17 protein-coding genes and 1 pseudogene are annotated in these 17,726 nt (G+C 71.1%); 13 read left to right on the top strand and 5 right to left on the bottom strand.

Features of this window, described 5'->3' with window-relative positions:
- Positions 1–697 precede the first annotated feature (697 nt).
- The 4 genes from ACZ63J_RS18300 to ACZ63J_RS18285 form a co-directional block, all read right to left on the bottom strand.
- Positions 698–1,639, bottom strand: coding sequence for an SCO0930 family lipoprotein (locus tag ACZ63J_RS18300; protein ID WP_465403325.1), 942 nt, complete (start codon positions 1,637–1,639; stop codon positions 698–700).
- A gap of 45 nt (positions 1,640–1,684) precedes the next feature.
- A complete protein-coding gene (locus tag ACZ63J_RS18295) occupies positions 1,685–3,196 on the bottom strand; it encodes a DUF1996 domain-containing protein (RefSeq protein WP_465403323.1) in 1,512 nt (503 codons plus the stop codon).
- 268 nt (positions 3,197–3,464) lie between these two features.
- A complete protein-coding gene (locus ACZ63J_RS18290) occupies positions 3,465–4,256 on the bottom strand; it encodes an anti-sigma factor family protein (protein WP_465307513.1) in 792 nt (263 codons plus the stop codon).
- A gap of 7 nt (positions 4,257–4,263) precedes the next feature.
- On the bottom strand, positions 4,264–4,827 hold the full coding sequence (locus tag ACZ63J_RS18285) for a sigma-70 family RNA polymerase sigma factor (RefSeq protein WP_465307515.1): 564 nt from the start codon (positions 4,825–4,827) through the stop codon (positions 4,264–4,266).
- 229 nt (positions 4,828–5,056) lie between these two features.
- Between ACZ63J_RS18285 and ACZ63J_RS18280 the strand changes: the two genes are divergently transcribed.
- The 5 genes from ACZ63J_RS18280 to ACZ63J_RS18260 are packed head-to-tail and all read left to right on the top strand — an operon-like array spanning position 5,057 to position 8,699.
- Positions 5,057–5,650 (top strand): hypothetical protein, encoded by a 594-nt coding sequence (locus tag ACZ63J_RS18280; protein ID WP_465307517.1) that lies wholly within the window; start codon positions 5,057–5,059, stop codon positions 5,648–5,650.
- Positions 5,634–6,425 (top strand): DUF4142 domain-containing protein, encoded by a 792-nt coding sequence (locus tag ACZ63J_RS18275; RefSeq protein ID WP_465307519.1) that lies wholly within the window; start codon positions 5,634–5,636, stop codon positions 6,423–6,425. Before ACZ63J_RS18280 ends, ACZ63J_RS18275 begins: the two co-directional genes overlap by 17 nt.
- Entirely contained in the window at positions 6,418–7,035 is a 618-nt protein-coding gene (locus tag ACZ63J_RS18270; RefSeq protein WP_465337948.1) for a ferric reductase-like transmembrane domain-containing protein, read from the top strand. Before ACZ63J_RS18275 ends, ACZ63J_RS18270 begins: the two co-directional genes overlap by 8 nt.
- A gap of 1 nt (position 7,036) precedes the next feature.
- A complete protein-coding gene (locus tag ACZ63J_RS18265; RefSeq protein ID WP_013224408.1) occupies positions 7,037–7,267 on the top strand; it encodes a ferredoxin in 231 nt (76 codons plus the stop codon).
- Positions 7,260–8,699: an NAD(P)/FAD-dependent oxidoreductase gene (locus ACZ63J_RS18260; RefSeq protein ID WP_465307524.1), complete on the top strand. Its 1,440-nt coding sequence runs from the start codon at positions 7,260–7,262 to the stop codon at positions 8,697–8,699. The genes ACZ63J_RS18265 and ACZ63J_RS18260 overlap by 8 nt, the downstream gene beginning before the upstream one ends.
- Positions 8,700–9,114: 415 nt before the next feature.
- On the opposite strand, the gene ACZ63J_RS18255 is transcribed toward ACZ63J_RS18260, so the two are convergent.
- The gene (locus ACZ63J_RS18255; protein WP_465403400.1) at positions 9,115–10,521 is read right to left on the bottom strand and encodes an MFS transporter; all 1,407 of its coding nucleotides are present in this window, start codon (positions 10,519–10,521) and stop codon (positions 9,115–9,117) included.
- 117 nt (positions 10,522–10,638) lie between these two features.
- On the opposite strand from ACZ63J_RS18255, the pseudogene ACZ63J_RS18250 reads away from it, so the two are divergent.
- The 8 genes and pseudogenes from ACZ63J_RS18250 to ACZ63J_RS18215 all read left to right on the top strand — a co-directional run bounded on the left by ACZ63J_RS18250 (position 10,639) and on the right by ACZ63J_RS18215 (position 17,718).
- Positions 10,639–11,524 (top strand): annotated as a pseudogene (locus tag ACZ63J_RS18250) (LysR family transcriptional regulator).
- A gap of 118 nt (positions 11,525–11,642) precedes the next feature.
- Positions 11,643–12,254 carry a dihydrofolate reductase family protein gene (locus ACZ63J_RS18245; RefSeq protein ID WP_465403321.1) on the top strand — a complete coding sequence of 204 codons (612 nt, stop codon included), beginning with the start codon at positions 11,643–11,645 and terminating at the stop codon, positions 12,252–12,254.
- Between the two features lie 30 nt (positions 12,255–12,284).
- On the top strand, positions 12,285–12,614 hold the full coding sequence (locus ACZ63J_RS18240) for a YciI family protein (RefSeq protein WP_465337951.1): 330 nt from the start codon (positions 12,285–12,287) through the stop codon (positions 12,612–12,614).
- Positions 12,615–12,641: 27 nt separating this feature from the next.
- Positions 12,642–13,085, top strand: coding sequence for a helix-turn-helix transcriptional regulator (locus ACZ63J_RS18235; protein ID WP_465337952.1), 444 nt, complete (start codon positions 12,642–12,644; stop codon positions 13,083–13,085).
- Between the two features lie 10 nt (positions 13,086–13,095).
- On the top strand, positions 13,096–13,506 hold the full coding sequence (locus tag ACZ63J_RS18230) for a VOC family protein (protein ID WP_465307534.1): 411 nt from the start codon (positions 13,096–13,098) through the stop codon (positions 13,504–13,506).
- A gap of 469 nt (positions 13,507–13,975) precedes the next feature.
- On the top strand, positions 13,976–14,224 hold the full coding sequence (locus tag ACZ63J_RS18225; protein ID WP_465403319.1) for an AraC family transcriptional regulator: 249 nt from the start codon (positions 13,976–13,978) through the stop codon (positions 14,222–14,224).
- Positions 14,221–16,593: an ATP-binding cassette domain-containing protein gene (locus ACZ63J_RS18220; RefSeq protein ID WP_465307540.1), complete on the top strand. Its 2,373-nt coding sequence runs from the start codon at positions 14,221–14,223 to the stop codon at positions 16,591–16,593. Before ACZ63J_RS18225 ends, ACZ63J_RS18220 begins: the two co-directional genes overlap by 4 nt.
- A gap of 108 nt (positions 16,594–16,701) precedes the next feature.
- Complete coding sequence (locus ACZ63J_RS18215; protein WP_465403317.1) at positions 16,702–17,718, top strand: fatty acid desaturase family protein; 1,017 nt, start codon at positions 16,702–16,704, stop codon at positions 17,716–17,718.
- Positions 17,719–17,726 lie beyond the last annotated feature (8 nt).

The raw sequence follows: 17,726 nt of genomic DNA, 5'->3' as shown, positions 1-17,726 counted from the left end.
TGGCTGGGCGCGGATCTCGCGTGATTGGAGCCGGAACTCGCGTGACTGGAGGCGGAAGTCGCGTCGCTGGGGGCGGAACTCGTGTGTCTGGAGGGTCGACACGCGTGATTGGAGGGTCAACTCGCGTGTCTGGAAGGTCAACTCGCGTGACTGGAGACGGAAGTCGCGTGGCTAGGGGCGGAACTCGTGTGTCTGGAGGGTCGACTCGCGTGATTGGAGGGTCAACTCGCGTGTCTGGAGGGACGGCACGCGTACCCGAGCGGACGACACGCGTACCTGGACGGACGACGCGGGCGGAACTCGCGTGGCTGGAGGGGGATCTCGCGTGATTGGGGAGGCTTCTTGCGTGACTGGAGGGGAATCACGTGTGTGCGGAGGGGAATCTTGGGTGGGGAGGGAGGGTTCCGGCCGGTGGACTGGGGGGGTGAGGTGGAGGGAAGTGTCCACCGGGCCGGAACTCGCGGGCGGGAGCGACTCCCGCCGTCTCCTCCTTCGCTGATCCGGTGGGGCCGGATCGGTGTGGGTGAAGAATCCCGGCCCGGCGGACAGGGGGGTGAGGTGGAGGGAAGTGTCCACCGGGCCGGGGCTCGGGGCGCGGGACGGGGGTCCCGCGGTTCTTCGGGTGGAGCAACCGCCCCGGCGGACTGGGGGGTGAGGTGGAGGGAAGTGTCCGCCGGGCCGGGGTTCGTGGGGCGGGTCAGTACCTGCCGGTCGCCGAGGCCGTCTTGAACGAGGAGTCGGGCCGGCGCGCGGGGTCGACCTTGCAGCCGCCGGGTTCGACGGCGTACCAGGTGTTCCCGGCGCCGTGGCCGTTCGCCTCGCCGGGCGCGCTGTCCTGGGCGTAGGTGTAGACGGGCCAGCCGCCGACGGTCACCTGCATGGTGCCGTCGTTCCGGCGGATCTGGCCGATGAGACCGGTGTCGACGCTTTCGGCGACGGTGATCCGGCCGTCGACGAGCACGGGCGGCCACTTGTCCGCACAGGACGCGTCGCATGTGGACTGTCCGGAGTCCTTGCCGTCCTTGGTGAACAGGTAGAGCGTGCGGCCCGCCGAGTCCGTGAGGACCGGGCCGAGACCGCCGGCCTCGCCCATGCCGACGGTGGTCGGCTTGGCCGCGGTGGCCGCCTTCTCCCCCGTCGGCGTGACGGCTGCCCAGTCCGCGCTGACGTTCTGGCCCAGCGCGACGCCGGCGCCGGTGTCCTTGGCGTAGGTGTAGACCGGCCGGCCGGCCACCGACACCTGCTTGCGGCCGTCGGGCCGGGTGAGGAGGCTGACGAGCTTCTCGTCCACCCCGGCGACGAGCGCCGGGACGTCGGAGAGCAGCGGCGGCCACATCTGGGCGCAGGCACCGTCGCAGACGGAGCGCGGCGGGTTGGCCGCGTCCTTGGCGTACTGGTAGAGCGTGTGGCCGCCGGCGTCGGTCAGGACCGCACCAAGACCCTCCACTGTGGACGCCACGAGCTGGGCCTGGCCGGCCGTGGAGCCGGCCGGGACCGCGCTCGCCGGTTGCCGCGGGGCGCCGAGCGCCACCGGCTGGACCGCGCCGGAAGCAGCGTACGGGTTGGACCCGCAAGCCGCGACGAGCGCGAATCCGGCGACGGTGAGCACGGCGGCGGCAACCGGGCGAGCACGGTTCATCGGAGGTTCTCCTTCCCGAATCCGGGTTTCAGCTGGCCGGGATGACTATTCCGCGCAGGCCTTGCCCGAGTTGACGCAGTTGACGAGGCGGCCCATGATCTTCTTGCTCATCACGTTCGCGAAGTCGTCGTGGTCGGACCGCGGGTTGTGCTTTTCCTGGGCGAAGGCGTCCACTTTGTACTGGCCCTTCTGCTGGACGTCCTGCGGGACGTCGTAGACCAGCGTCACCTGCAGCTGCGGCACGTTCTTGAAGCCCTGCGGGCACTTGCCCTGCTGGTTCGCGAACACGATGTGCGTGCGGTGGTTGGCGCTGTCGGTGTTCTTGCCGTCCCAGCAGTTCGGGAAGGCGTGGATGCGCTCGACCTTGCTGCCGGCCGGGCAGATCGGGTAGAGGTCGGTCAGCCGGTCCTCGAAGCCGGTGCAGGTCCAGCTGGGCCGGGCGTTGGCCGGGCCGTTGGTGCTCTGCTTGGCGTCACCGTAGAGGATCTTCAGCCCGAGCGGCATCGCGACGACGTTCTTCGCGCCACCGCCGATGAACTTCAGGGTCGCGGACTCCGGCTCGAGGATCTCGCCGTCGTTGTCGCCGACCTCTTCGTTGGCACCCTGGGGTCCGCCGAGCTCTTCGGCCGGGGGCGCGGCGGCGCTGCTGCTCTGGTTCTGGTTGCCGTTCTGGCCACCGTTGTTCTTGCCGCCGTTGCCGTTCTGGTTCTGGTTCTTGCCGCCACGACGCTGGTCCTGGCCCTGCTGCTGGTCCTGCTGCGCCTGCTGGTCCTGGTTGTCCTGCTGCTGCGCGTTCTGGTCACCGCCGCGGCCCGCGCCGCCACCGGTGTTCTTGCGCTTCTGCTGGGCGTTCTGATCCTGGGCGTTCTGATCCTGGGCGTTCGGGTCCTGCGCGTTCTGATCCTGCGCGTTCTGATCCTGCGCGTTCTGGTCCTGGGCGTTCTGGTCGCCAGCCGCCTGGTCCTGGCCCTGCCCGGCGTCCTTCGCGGCCTGCGCGTCCTTGGCGCTCTGGTCCTGCTGGACGTCGCCGGTCTTGCCCTGCTGCTTCTGCTGCGCCTGCTGGTTTTCGTTCTGGTTCGCCGCGTTGTCTTCGCGGTCGATCCGGATCACGGGCCAGAAGTACGCCGACTGGTCACCGTTCTTGCAGGTGGTGTCGCCGGCGAGCAGGCTCTTGAGGCTGGAATCGGCGTCCGTGGTCACGTTGCCGACGTAGTCGTGCAGATGCTGGGCGCCGTTCTTGATCCCGGGCTGGGCGATGAAGTTGTCCGGGTTGTGGTGCGCGCCGTCGGCGTTCGTTCCACAGTCGACGGTGAAGGATCCCTGCGCGCCCTTCTTCTGCAAGGCCGCGTTGACGTTGTTGCCCGCGGGAACCTTGTTGATGTCGATGAAGAACGACGGGTCGGCGGGGTCCGCGCTCGCTTCGCCCGTGCGGCCCGCGCTGACCGCGACGGCGAGTGCGCCGACGGCGATCGCCAGGCCGATCGCGCCCATGGCGATCTTCGTACGACGGGCGACGCGATGCTTGCCCGTCACGGGGGACCGAGAATTCCGGGCCATAGACTAGTTCACCTCGTTCGTTATTCCGGGCACGCCGAACACCGCGGTGGCCCGGGCAAGAACTACCGTTAGTTGAGGTCGAGATCACGCGGAGCCCGGGGGGATGCGTTCGGCTCCGGCGTCGGGATGCATCGGGGGATGCATTGGGGGATACGGACCCCGGTGCCGCGAGGTTCAAAAGCGACCGGCCCGTTATCTGTTCGTTATCAAGCGGAACGCAACCGGGCAGCATTGACCCAGGTCACCGCGTTTTACCCGGAAAAAAGATTCAGCGCTGCACGGTGACGAGGACGGTGCCGTCGTCACCACGGACCTCGAACCGCGCGATCTGGTCCATCACCATCGAGATGGAACCCTGCAGCCGCAACGGTTCCGACGAGCCGGGAATGCCGAAACCCTTGGGCGGCACCACCCAGCTGGACACGACGCGCTCGTCACCCGACGCCGAGACGGCGATCAGCTGGCACTTCAACGGCCCGACGATCCCGCGCAGCTCGAGGTCGACCCGGCTGCCCCACTCCACCGGGGACACGGTGACGAGGGCGCTGACCGCGGACCCGCCGCTGCCGCGGCCGTAGGTCTGGCCGCCGCCGGGCTGGCTCGGGGTGCCGCTCTCCGGCGGCGCGGTGGACGTCGCGGGCACGCTCGTCACCGGCGGCGGCTGCTTGCCGCTCGGCGCGGCGAGCGAGGCGGGCGGGACGGCGTCGGCCGGCCGGACCGCGAGGGTCACCAGCGGGCCGGCCACGACGAGGGAGGCGGCCGCGACGCCGGCGATGATGCCGAGGCGCTTGCGGCGGCGCCGCTTGACGGTGGCCTCTTCCATCAGGCCACGCAGGACCCGCGGCCCGGGCGCAAGGGTGCGCGGGCTCGGCGCGGGCATCGGGGGCTCCGGCCAGCTGCGCTTCACCAGGTCCAGGACGTCCGGGAGCTGGTAGAGCTCGATCAGGTCGAGCTGGCAGTGCGGGCAGTTCATGAGGTGGGCTTCGAACTGGGTGTTCTCGGCCTCGCTGAGGACGCCGAGCACGTATGCGGCGACATCGGTGTGTGCGGACCCGGCCACCCTCAGTTCACCCCCGCTCGCGGAGGGCACGGCGCAGCGCGCGGACGGCGTGGTGGATGCGGGACTTGATCGTGCCCGGGGGCACCCCGAGGGTCGCCGCGACCTCGTTCACGGTCCGATCGCGCAGGTAGGTCTGCTGGATGGCCTCCCGCTGCTCGGGCGAAAGCCCCTGCAGCGCCTCGTAAACGATCATCGCGGCGAGCGTCCGGTCCGATTCGTCGGACACCGCGATCGCGTCGGATTCGATCTCCTCGAGCTCCTGGGGGCGGACGCTCCGGCTGCGCCAGCCGTCGATGACGATACGCCGGGCCACCGTGAACAGCCACGCGCGCAACATCTCGGGCCGGCGGTCGAGCTTGTCCGCGTTCCGCCATGCCTTGATCAGGGTCTCCTGCACGACGTCCTCGGCCCACTGCCGGTCGTGACCGGTCAGCCGTAGGGCGAACGCCATGAGGGACCCGCCGAACTCCTGGTAGAGCGCCTTCGCCAGATCATCGGAGGCGTCGTCGGACCCGACAACCGCTTCCTGGTGATCTTCGACGGGTCTCAGCGCTCGAGTGTGCCGTCCCACGCGGCACATCCTGGTGTGCCGGAGCCCCGGAGTCCAGTACCAAATGTCCCAGAACTTTTTTGAACCGTTTCCGGATCGTGTCCGTATCCCCTACCGAAGACCCCCGACAAGGCGTTGTCCCCCGCAACGCTCCGCATCCACTCCGGACCGAAAGTCCACTGTGGATCTTTCGCGCGCTTTTCCGCCGCACCCTCGGCGACGGCGCGTAGTCATGCCCCACGGAGGAGCAGTGATCCGCATTCCCCGAACGGTGGTCCCCGCCGCCGTGTGCCTCACCGCACTCGCTCTGCTCACCGCCTGCACCGCCGGCGCCGCGACCACCTCGGGTGGTTACGCCGCAGGTGGCGGGGCCGGCATGCAGATGCCCGGCATGCAGGCGCCGCTGACCCTGGCGATGCCGCAGCCCATCACCGCCAACCCGAACGACCCGGCGAAGAGCCAGCTCCGCGCGGCCAAGACCTTCGACCTCGGCCTGATGCTCGTCGACGGGACCGGGTACACGATCTACCGCTACGACCGGGACACGACCGACCCGTCCCGGTCCAACTGCAACGACGCGTGCGCCGCGAAGTGGATCCCCGTCAAGACCGGCGGTCCCGCGCCGATCGACGTCGACCAGTCCCTCATCGGCCAGATCACCCGCGACGACGGCACCCAGCAGGTCACCCTCGCCGGCTGGCCGCTGTACCACTTCACCGGCGACAGCGAACCGGCCGACACGTCCGGCCAGGGCGCCGACCAGGCCTGGTACCCGATCGCGCCGGACGGCAAGAAGATCACGCTGACCCAGGACGAGTGGAGGCAAAATGCGTTCGGCGTCTGAGTTCGCCACGCTCGAGCTGGACCCGCCGTCCGCTCTGGAGCGCTCGCGACCGCTGGTCCGCATCCTGTTCGTGGTCGTCGCCGTGCTGGCGCTGCTCGCGCCCGGTTCGGCCTCGACCGCCCAGACCACCGCCGTCTCACCCACCGACGCGGTGCTGCTGACCAAGGTCCGCCAGGCCGGTCTGTGGGAGATGCCCTCGGGCATGATGGCCATGGAGAAGGGCAGCCCGCAGGTCAAGGCGGTCGGCTTCGCGATCATGATGGACCACGGCCGGCTCGACGTCGCGACCCGCGCGCTGTCGGCGAAGCTGAACTCGCCGGTCCCCGACCAGCCGTCCGACGAGCAGCGCGGCTGGCTGCTCGAAGAGATGAACGCGGCGCCCGGCCCGGCCTTCGACCGCGTGTTCGCCAACCGGCTGCGCGCCGCGCACGGCCAGGTCTTCGCCGTCCTGGCGCAGCTGCGCGCCGGCACCCGCAACGACGACGTGCGCGCCTTCGCGACCGTCGGCAACCAGGCCGTGATGCGGCACATGACGATGCTCGAGAGCACCGGGATGGTCGACTACACCGCGCTCCCCGAGCCCAGTGTGTCCACCACCGCGGCGCCCGCCGGGGCCCAGCTGGGCCTCGACACCTCCCAGATCGCCGTGGTGTCGGCGTTGTTCCTGCTGGTCGGCGGCGGTCTGTTCTACGTGCTGCGCCAGATCAAGGGCAACCGCCGCGGCCGCGGCTCGTCCCGTCCGGTCCCGGTCCGTGCCGGGGGCACCCATGGTTGAGACCTGGCACGACGCGACGATCCTGATCACGCAGCAGTTCCAGCCGAAGACCGACCCGGCGGCGCGCGGCCTCGCGGCGTTCGCCGCCCGGGCGTCCTACGCGGCGATGATGCTGACCCTCACCTGGGGCGTGCTCACCGCCACGGGCTGGGTGCGCTCGGTCACCGGCCGCAAGGCGCTGCGCAGCACGCACCTGGTCCTCGCGACCGGAACGCTGATCTTCGGCGGCATCCACGCGCTGGGCTTCTTCTACCTGACGATCCAGCCCTACACGCTGCAGTACCTGTTCGTCCCCTTCCTCTCCGGCCAGGAGACCCGGCACAACCTCGGCATCGTCGGTCTCGAGGTCATGCTGGCCATCGGCTTCACCGCCGGCCTGCAGCGGTTCACCTCCTACCGCCGCTGGCTGTGGCTGCACCGGTGCGCGTACCCGGCGGTGGCGCTGACCGCGCTGCACGCCTGGTTCGGCGCGATCGCCAACGGCCACCTCTCGACCGTGTGGCTGGGCGGCATCACGCTGCTCATCCCGGCGGTCACGGTGTCGCTGCTGCGGTTCATGCCCGCCCGGACCCTGGAACGCATCGGACTCGTGGAAGAGCAGGTGGCCTGACATGCCCTTCCGTTTGCCCGGTGGCGGGCCCCGGATCAGCGTCGACAACGACCGGTGCGAGCTCTACGGCATCTGCGCCATGGAGGCGCCGGATGTGTTCGACCTCGGCCAGGACGGCCGGCTGCGCTTCCACACGCGGCTGCTGGACGAAACCACGATCGAACAGGCGAAGATGGCGGCCCGCTGCTGCCCGATGCAGGCGGTCGTGATGAGAGGGGACCTCGATGGCTGACGGCGACCGGATCGTCATCGTCGGCGCCGGCGTCGCCGGGCTGCGTGCCGCGGAACGCCTGCGGGAACAGAACTTCGACGGTGAGATCGTGCTCATCGGCGACGAGGCCCGGCGCCCCTACCACCGCCCGATGGTGTCCAAGGCCCTCGTGATGGGGACCGAACGGCCCAGCGACGTGGGCCTGTCGCACTACCTGCCGGACCTCGACGTGCACTGGCGCCTCGGCGCCCGCGTCACGCACCTGGACACCACCGAGCGGGTCGTGCACCTGCCCGGCGGGGAGTCCCTCTGGTACGACGGCCTGATCGCCGCGACCGGCGTCTACCCGCGGCACCTGCCCGGGTCGCCGCGGCACGACCCGCGCGTGCGGATCCTGCGCACGGTCGAGGACTCGATGGCCGTGCGGCGCTGCCTGCACGCCAGCAAGAAGCCGGCGGTCGTGATCGGCGCCGGCCTGATCGGCAACGAGTTCGCCGCGAGCATGCGGCACATCGGCCGCGACGTCACGCTCGTCGGGCACGCCAAGGCCCCGCTGCACCGCTTCGGCGACCGCGTCTCGAGCGGCGTCGTCGAGGCGCACCACGAGCACCGGGCGAAGCTCGCGATGAAGAGCGAAGTGCGGCACTGGATCAGCACGAAGGACACCGTCGGGCTGCACCTGACGAACAACCAGCTGCTGGTCGCCAGTGTCGTCGTGCTCGCCATCGGCAGTGTCCCGTCGGTCGACTGGATGCGCGGCTCCGGCCTCGACATCAGCGACGGCGTGCTCTGCGACTCGAAGCTGTTCGCCGAGGGCGCGTCCGACGTCGTCATCGCCGGCGACATCGCGCGCTGGCCGAACCTGCGCTTCGACGAGACCCCGCGGCGGGTCGAGCACTGGATCAACGCCGTCGAGTCGGCCCGGCACGCGGCGGACAACCTGCTGATGGGCCACTCCAGCGCCGTGCCGTTCACCCCGCTCCCCCGGGCGTGGTCGACGCTGTACGACACGCGGCTGCAGATGTGCGGCATGCCGTCGCTGGCCGAGGACACCGTCACGCTCGCCGACGGCATCACCGGCTTCATCCGCGACGGCCGGCTCGTCGGCGTCTCGGCGTGGGACAAACCGCGGGCGATGCTCGACTGGATGGCCGAGCTCGACCGGCGACTGCCCGCGCCCGACTACGTGCCCGAGCCGGAGCCCGCTCCGGTCGCCGAGGTCCCCGAGGTCCCGGTCGTCGAGCCGGCGCTCGCCGCGCTGGCGGCCGAGGTGCCGACGGAGTTCGAAAGCGGCTTCGACCAGCAGGCCTTCGAGCGCGAGTTCGAGAGCGAGTTCGCCAACAACATTCCCACGACGGCGTTCCCCGCGCTGGCGGCCCCGCCGACCACGGCGTTCGCCGCCCAGCCCGGAGCGGCCGCGCCGCCCACCATGGCCATCCCGATGGGGAGGTAACAGAGCCGGGGCGGGGCTGCGCGCGGCGGTCCCCGTCCCTTGCCGGTCACCACGCCCCCTCCGCGGCTGGGCGGTGTGGTGACCGGTCCCCAACGTGACACTGCAAAACGTCCCCCCTGCCCGCCTCGCGTCCGGTGCCGGTGACAAACCGGAACAGGCCGAGCGTCCGGCGGGCCAGGAGAGGGCCATCCCGAGGGAACCCGACACCCCCGGGATGGCCTTCTTCCGGCCGCGCCGGGCGGGGGTCCGGGGTCGAGCGTCACGGCGGTGAACCTGCCGCCGCGGCGTGCATCGTCCGTGCCGGCCCTTCCGGGGGAAGGGTATGCCGCCGGAAGGATCGGCACGGTCGTAAGTCGGGGTCGGGGTTGCACCGGCGAAGGCCGTCCCCAGGGAACGGGAACCCTCGGGACGGCCTTCACCTCGTCCGCCGGGCGACCCGCGCTTCCCCCACGACCAGCGCGCCGAGGACGAGCACAGCCACTCCGACCACCCGCAGCCCGGCGTCCGCGCCCGCGGTGAAGGCCGCGACGACGTCGGCCGCGTGGCCCGTCCTGGCCAATGCTTCCGCCACCGTGTGCGCGCCGCGTGCTTCCGGCGGGAGCGCGGCGGCGAACTTCGCGGTCATCACCGTGGCGATCACGGCGACCCCGAGCGCGCTGCCGAACTCCCGGGTGGTGGCCTGCAGGCCGGTGCCGACGCCCGCCTGCGCCGGCGGCAGTGCGCCCGCGATGACCCCGGACAGCGTCGGCAGGGCCAGCGTCACCCCGATCCCGGTCACCACGAGCCAAGCCGCGTAACCGGCGTACGGCGTCTGTGCGTCGCTTGTGGACAGTCCGAGCAGGCCACCGCCGACGAAGGCGAACGCGAGCGCGACGGTCGCGTCGAGGCCGACGCGCCGGGTCAGCAGCCCGACGTGGCGGCCGCCGAGGATGATCGGGACGGTCAGCGGGATGATCCCGAGCCCGGTCCCCAGCACGCCGAACCCCTTGGCGTACTGCAGGAACGACGCGTTGACGTAGAACAGCGCGAACATGCCGAAGAAGATCGCCGTCAGCCCGAGGCAGGCGCTGCGCAGGCCCGCGATCCGGAACAGCCGGGGGTCCAGCAGCGGGTGCCCGGCCTTCAGCTCGACGAGCACCCAGGCGGTGAAGAGCACGGCGGCGCCGGCGAACCCGGTCACCACGAGCGCACTCCCCCAGCCCGCCTCCGGGCCTTGGACGATCCCGACCAGCAGCGCGACCGACGCGCCGACGAGCAGCACCGCGGCGAGCGGGTCGAGCCGGCGGTCGTGGCGGGCGGACACCGGCGCGGTCCGGGCCACCAGCGCGGCCGCGGCGAGCGCGAGCGGCACGGCGGCGGCGAAGAGCCAGCGCCAGGAACCCGCCGTGAGGACAAGGCCGCCGCCGACGTTGCCGACCACCCCGCCGATTCCGGTCATCGACGCCCAGACGGCGATCGTCGCGGACTTGCGCTCGGCAGCCACGGCGTGCAGCAGCACGGCGAGCGAGTTGGGCAGCACGGCGGCGGCGCCGACGCCGGTGAGCGCGCGGCCGGCGAGCAGCACGACGACGTCCGGCGCCAGCGCGGAGACGAGCGCGCCCGCCGCGAACAGCACGAGCCCGGCCAGCAGGACACCCTTGCGGCCGAACCGGTCCCCCGCGGCGCCGCCGGGGATCACCAGGCAGGCGAACACGATCACGTAGGTGTCGACGATCCAGACCAGCGCGGACGCGGACGGGTGGAGGGCGCTCGCGGCCAGCATCGGGACGGCGAGGTTGATCGCCGCGACCATCCCGACGACGAGCACGACGCAGGCGCACATGACGGTGAGCAGTCCGGTGGTTTCCCGGTGCTTGAGGACCATGCACCCGACGGTAGGGACGACCGGGGGCGGCGTGCCACGCAACTTTGGCAAGAACTGTTTGCGTAAGATGCAACGATGGCGGACCAGCTCGACCTGAACCTCCTGCGCGTGTTCGACGCGCTCCTGCAGGAAGGGAGCGTCACGGCGGCGGCCGAACGCCTCCACCTGTCGATCCCGGCGGCCAGCCGCGCGCTGGGCCGGCTGCGGCGCGCGATGGGCGACCCGATCCTGGTGCGTGCGGGGCGCGGGATGGCGCCGACGCCGTTCGCGCTCCGCACGGCCCCACGGGTGCGGTCGCTGCTGGACGAGGCGGCCGCCCTGGTCACCACCGAATTCTCGCTGGCCGACCTCAACCGCACCTTCACGATCCGCATCAACGACGGCGTGGCGGCCACGCTGGCGACGGCGGCGGTCGAAGCCGCGGCGGCGGCCGCTCCCGGCGTGACCCTGCGTTTTGTCGCCGAAGGCAGCGAAAGCACCGAAGCCCTGCGTGACGGCTCGGTAGACCTGGACATCGGCGCCGGCGACGTCACGGCGCCCGACATCCGCACCACCGTGCTGTACACCGAACGCCTGGTCGGCCTGGTCCGGGAGGATCAGCCCCCTGGGCAGGCGCCCGACGCTGGCGCAGCTGTGCCGGCACCCGCACGTGTCGGCGTCCCGCCGCGGCCGCGCCCGGGGACCCCTGGACGACGCGCTCGAGGCGGCGGGCCTGTCCCGGCACGTGGCGGCGGTGGTGCCGACGTCCGCCGTGGCCATGCTGCTGGTGGCGTCGAGCCCCTACGTCGGGCTCGTGCCGCAGCGGCTGGCCGAGCAGCACGGGCCGGCGCTGGGCCTGCGCTGGTTCCGGGTGCCTGCGCCGCTGCCGGAGATGGCCGTCCGACTCTGCTGGCACGCCCGTCTCGACGCCGACCCGGCCCAGCGCTGGCTGCGCGAAACCATCCGTGACGCCCTCCGCTGAGCCTCCCCGGAAAGATCTTCGAAGAATTTTCCGGAGACGTGTCGAATCGCGGCGGCGGAGTTCGTAGCCGGAGTGAAGCCACCCACGAGGGGCGGCGCGAAGGCGAGGGACCGCGACCATGAAGCTGACGACCATCACCCAGATCACCGTCGACGGAGTCGTGCAGGGCAACGGCGGCGCGTCGGAGGAGGACCGCCGGAACGGCTTCGAGCGCGGCGGCTGGGCCCTGGGCAAGGGTGACGACGAGACCCGTGAGCTCATCACGCGCACCTACCAGCGTGCCGAGGCGTTCCTCTTCGGACGGCGGACCTACGAGCTGTTCGCCCGGTCCTGGGGCTCGGTCGAGCAGATGCGCGCCCACCCGATCGGCGTGGCGCTGGAGGCGGCGCCCAAGTACGTCGCCTCGGGCACGCTCACCACGCCGGAGTGGGACGGCACGACCGTGCTCGGCGACGACCTCGCGGCCGCCGTCCGGGAGCTGAAGGCCAAGCCGGGCGGTGAGCTGCAGGTGCACGGCAGCGGCACGCTCACCCGGTGGCTGCTGGAACACGACCTGGTCGACGAGCTGACCCTGCTCGTGGTCCCGGTGGTGCTCGGCCAGGGCACGCGGCTGTTCCCGGACGCCGGCCCGGACCTCGCGCTCGACCTCGTCGAGTCGCGGACCGACACGATGGGCGTGACGACCCAGGTCTTCCGGCCGGCCGGTCGCCCGCGGTATGCAACGGTCTGACATTCCCGACGCCGAGGAGCTGACTTCCGGATGCAATACCTGGTTTCCGTGATCGACGACAAGACCGACCCCGGCCGCACCGACCGGGAGCCCGCCATCAGCGCGTTCAACGAACGCCTGGTCGCCGACGGCTACTGGGTGTTCGCGGGCGGGCTCGCGGACACCACCGCGGCCACGGTCGTCGACAACCGGGGCGGGGCGGTCGTGGTCAGCGACGGGCCCTTCGTGGAGTCGAAGGAGTACCTGGCCGGCGTCTGGGTCTGGGAGGTCCCCGACGCTTCGGTGGCGCTCGAGCTCGCCACCGAGGCGTCGAAGGCCTGCGACCGGAAGGTCGAACTGCGGCCGTTCTCGGCCGGGTGAGCGCGTCCGATATGGCAGGATCGGGGCGTGACCAGCACCGCCGCCACGGCGCAGTACCTGCGTGACCTCGCGCTGCTGCGGCGCGTCCGCGACCGGATCGACCGGGAGTACGCCCAGCCGCTCGACGTCGAGGCCCTCGCGCGCGGGGTCAACATGTCCGGCGGGCACCTCAGCCGGCAGTTCCGCCGCGCCTACGGGGAGTCACCGTATTCGTACCTCATGACACGGCGGATCGAGCGCGCGATGGCGCTGCTGCGCACGGGCGAGCTGAGCGTCACGGAGGTCTGCTTCACCGTCGGCTTCTCGTCGCTGGGCACCTTCAGCACGCGGTTCGCCGAGCTGGTGGGCATGCCGCCGAGCGTCTACAAGGAGCAGCAGGCCGAGGCCACCGTGGGCATGCCGCCGTGCGTGGCCAAACAGGTCACCAGACCGATCAGGAATCGAGAAGCGCGGCCCTCGGCGGCCACCTAGGGTGACGACCATGGACGTCACCATTCACGCGAGCTTCCTCCCGCACACCGACGCGGAGGCCTCCCTGGCCTTCTACCGCGACCTGCTCGGCTTCGAGGTCCGCCAGAACGTCAAGTACGGCGAGATGAACTGGATCACGGTCGGCCCGCCGAACCAGCCCGACACGGCGATCGTGCTGTCGCCGGCGTCGGCGACGCCCGGCCTCACCGACGAAGAGCGCCGCATGATCGCCGAGATGATGGCCAAGGGCACCTACGCCTCGATCAACCTGGCGACCAAGGACCTCGACGCCCTCTTCGCGAAGCTCGAAGCGGGCAACGCCGAGGTCGTCCAGGAGCCGGTCGACCAGCCCTACGGCGTCCGCGACTGCTCCTTCCGCGACCCCGCCGGCAACCTGCTCCGCATCCAGGAGCTGCGCTGACCGAGGTCCGGTCCCACCGCCACGTCCGGCACGTCCGGCGGGTGGCCGGTCCGCTGCCGGGTGACCTGCCGGCGAACGTCGGCACGGGCATGATCATCGTGGCGATGCCGGGCTCCGTGCCGAAGGCGATCTCGGTCAACGGCCTGCTCGGCCTGAACACCAGTCATGCTGGGCGCGGTCCTGGTGTCGGTGCCCGGGACGGGGTGGGCCGCGACCGCGCCGCGCGAGCCGAGGGCCTCCGGCCGGCGGATCCTGCGCCGGCGCCCGGTCGTCGCGCGGCGGCCGGCGACCCTGGTCGACCAGCTGCGGAACCTGCCGCGGCGGCCCCTGCTCGCCGCGAGCATCGGCCTGTGGGCGCTGTGCTCCACCGACGCCGCGCCGCTGGTCGAGCTGTCCGGGTCCTCATGCTCTTGCTGCTCCCGATCGCCGCGCGGGCGGTGCTCGGCCGTTCACCGATGGGAGACCGATCATGTGCCTGAGCCTGTCCGCCGCCGCCCGGCGGCACATCGCCGAGCTGACGCTGCTGCGCCGGGTGCGTGACCGCATCGACCGCGAGCAGACCGTCGACGTCGAGGCGCTCGCCGCCGGCGCGGGCATGACGACCGGGGACCTCCTCCGCCGCTTCCGGGACGCCTACGGGCAGTCCCCGCACGCCTACCAGCGGGCCGCCCGGGCGCTCCGCACGCTCACCGCCGACCGAGTCCTGGAGACACGATGACCACGAGAAAGCCCGCGGCCCACCGCGCCGACAGCCACGACCTGATCCGCGTCCACGGCGCGCGCGTGAACAACCTCAAGGACGTGAGCGTCGAGCTGCCGAAGCGGCGGCTGACGGTGTTCACCGGGGTCTCCGGCTCCGGCAAGAGCTCGCTGGTGTTCAGCACGATCGCCGCGGAGTCGCAGCGGCTGATCAACGAGACCTACAGCACCTTCGTGCAGGGGTTCATGCCGACGCTGGCCCGGCCCGACGTCGACGTGCTCGACGGGATCACCACCGCGATCATCGTCGACCAGGAGCGGATGGGCGCCAACTCGCACTCGACGGTCGGCACCGCGACCGACGCCAACGCGATGCTGCGCATCCTGTTCAGCCGGCTCGGGCAGCCGCACATCGGCTCACCGCAGGCGTTTTCGTTCAACGTCGCGTCGATCAGCGGCGCCGGCGCGGTCACCATCGAGAAGGCCGGGCGGCAGATCAAGGAGCGCCGCAGCTTCAGCATCACCGGCGGCATGTGCCCGCGCTGCGAGGGCCGCGGCAAGGTCAACGACATCGACCTGACCGCGCTGTTCGACGAGGAGAAGTCCCTCAACGAGGGCGCGATCACCATCCCCGGCTACAGCATGGAGGGCTGGTACGGCCGCATCTTCCGCGGCTCCGGCTTCTTCGACCCGGACAAGCCGATCAAGAAGTACACGAAGAAGCAGTTCAACGACCTGGTCTACAAGGAGCCGACCAAGATCAAGGTCGAGGGCATCAACCTGACGTACTCGGGGCTGGTGCCGGCGATCCAGAAGTCCTTCCTGGCCAAGGACGTCGACGCGATGCAGCCGCACATCCGCGCGTTCGTCGAGCGGGCCGTCACGTTCACGACGTGCCCGGACTGCGACGGGACGCGGCTGTCCGAAGAGGCCCGGTCGTCGAAGATCGACGGGATCAGCATCGCCGACGTCTGCGCGATGCAGATCAGCGACCTGGCCGGCTGGGTGGGGAAGCTGGCCGAGCCGTCGGTCGCGCCGCTGCTGGACGCGCTGAAGCGCACCCTCGACTCGTTCGTCGAGATCGGGCTGGGGTACCTCTCGCTCGACCGTCCATCCGGGACGCTCTCGGGCGGGGAAGCCCAGCGCACCAAGATGATCCGCCACCTCGGGTCGTCGCTCACCGACGTCACCTACGTCTTCGACGAGCCGACGATCGGCCTGCACCCGCACGACATCCAGCGCATGAACGACCTGCTGCTGCAGCTGCGCGACAAGGGCAACACGGTGCTGGTCGTCGAGCACAAGCCCGAGGCGATCGCGATCGCCGACCACGTCGTCGACCTCGGCCCGCACGCCGGGTCGAAGGGCGGCGAGGTCGTCTTCGAGGGCACTGTGGACGGTCTGCGCAAGAGCAAGACGCTGACCGGACGGCACCTGGACGACCGCGCGTCGCTGAAGGAGTCCGTGCGGGAGCGGTCGGGGGTGCTGGAGGTGCGCGGCGCTTCGACGCACAACCTGCAGGACGTCGACGTCGACATCCCGCTCGGGGTGCTGGTGGTCGTGACCGGCGTGGCGGGCTCGGGCAAGAGCTCGCTGATCCACGGCTCGGTGGCCGGCCGCGAAGGCGTGGTGGCGGTCGACCAGACCGGGATCCGCGGCTCGCGCCGGAGCAACCCGGCGACCTACACCGGCCTGCTGGAGCCGATCCGCAAGGCGTTCGCCAAGGCCAACGGCGTGAAGCCGGCCCTGTTCAGCGCGAACTCCGAAGGCGCGTGCCCCAACTGCAACGGCGCCGGCGTCGTCTACACCGACCTCGGGATCATGGCCGGCACGGCCAACCCGTGCGAGGTCTGCGACGGCAAGCGGTTCTCGGCCGAGGTGCTGGAGTACACCTTCGGCGGCCGCGACATCAGCGAGGTGCTCGCGATGTCGGTGACCGAGGCCGAGGAGTTCTTCGGCGCGGGTGACGCGCAAACCCCGGCGGCGCACAAGATCCTGACGCACCTGGCCGACGTCGGCCTCGGTTACCTGACGCTCGGCCAGCCGCTCACGACGTTGTCCGGCGGCGAGCGCCAGCGGATCAAGCTGGCCACGCGGATGGCGGAGAAGGGCGGGGTGTACGTCCTCGACGAGCCGACGGCCGGCCTGCACCTGGCCGACGTCGAGCAGCTGCTGGGCCTGCTCGACCGGCTCGTGGAGTCGGGCAAGTCGGTGATCGTGATCGAGCACCACCAGGCGGTGATGGCCCACGCGGACTGGATCATCGACCTCGGCCCGGGCGCGGGCCACGACGGCGGCCGGGTGGTCTTCGAGGGCACCCCGGCGCAGCTGGTGAAGGCGCGGAAGAAGACGCTGACCGGGCGGCACCTCGCGGAGTACGTCGGCTGAGGCCCGGGCCCCCGGCGCATACCAGCACCGGGGGTAGGGCTGGCCCCCGCAAAGTGCCTCGGGCGCGCAGGATTCCGCGGCGGCCGCCCACGCCGAAGACTCGGGGGTGTGACCACTACAGAGATCAGCACCGGCAGCGACTTCGCCCGGCTGAGCCAGCGCGTCTCCGCCGCCGGCCTGATGCAGCGCCGTCCCGGTTACTACACCGCCCGGATCGCCGTCGTGACCGGGCTGTTCGCCGCCGGCTGGGTCGCCTTCGCCTTCCTCGGGAACTCGTGGTGGCAGCTGGCCGTCGCCGCGTTCCAGGCCGTGATGTTCGGGCAGATCGCGCTGCTGTCCCACGACCTCGCGCACAAGCAGGTGTTCCGCCGCCGCCGGCCCACCGAGATCGCCGGGATGCTCGCCGGCAACCTCGGCATCGGGATGAGCTACGGCTGGTGGATGGACAAGCACACCCGCCACCACGCCAACCCGAACCACGAGGAGCTCGACCCGGACGTCGACCCGGACATCCTGGTGTGGTCGAAGGACCAGGCCCGCGCCAGCCGCGGGGTGCCCCGGTTCATCGGGCGGTACCAGGCCTTCCTGTTCTTCCCGCTGCTGACGCTCGAAGGGCTGAACCTGCACTGGTCCGGCGTCCGCGCGGTCCGCAAGCCGGGCCTGCGCCGCCGCGGGCTCGAAGCCGCGTTGCTCGCGACGCACTTCGTCGTCTACTTCAGCGCGTTGCTCACCGTGCTGTCCCCCGGCATGGCGCTGCTGTTCTTCGCCGTCCACCAAGGACTGTGGGGTGTCTACATGGGATCGATCTTCGCGCCCAACCACAAGGGCATGCCGACGCTGACCGGGCGCTCCGAACTGGACTTCCTCCGCAAGCAGGTGCTGACCTCGCGCAACGTCCGCGGCGGGCTCGTCACCGACGTCGCGCTCGGCGGCCTCAACTACCAGATCGAGCACCACCTGTTCCCGAGCATGCCGTCACCGCACCTGCGGCGGGCGCAGCCGATCGTCCAGGCCTACTGCGCCGAGCTCGGCATCCCGTACCTGGAGACGAGCCTCGTCGAGTCGTACCGGCAGGCACTCACCCACCTGCATGAAGCTGGGGCGCCTCTCAGGAACCGTTCGTAGACTCGGGG

Source organism: Amycolatopsis sp. NPDC104863, assembly GCF_055582965.1.
This window is presented reverse-complemented; position numbering and strand designations above follow the sequence as displayed.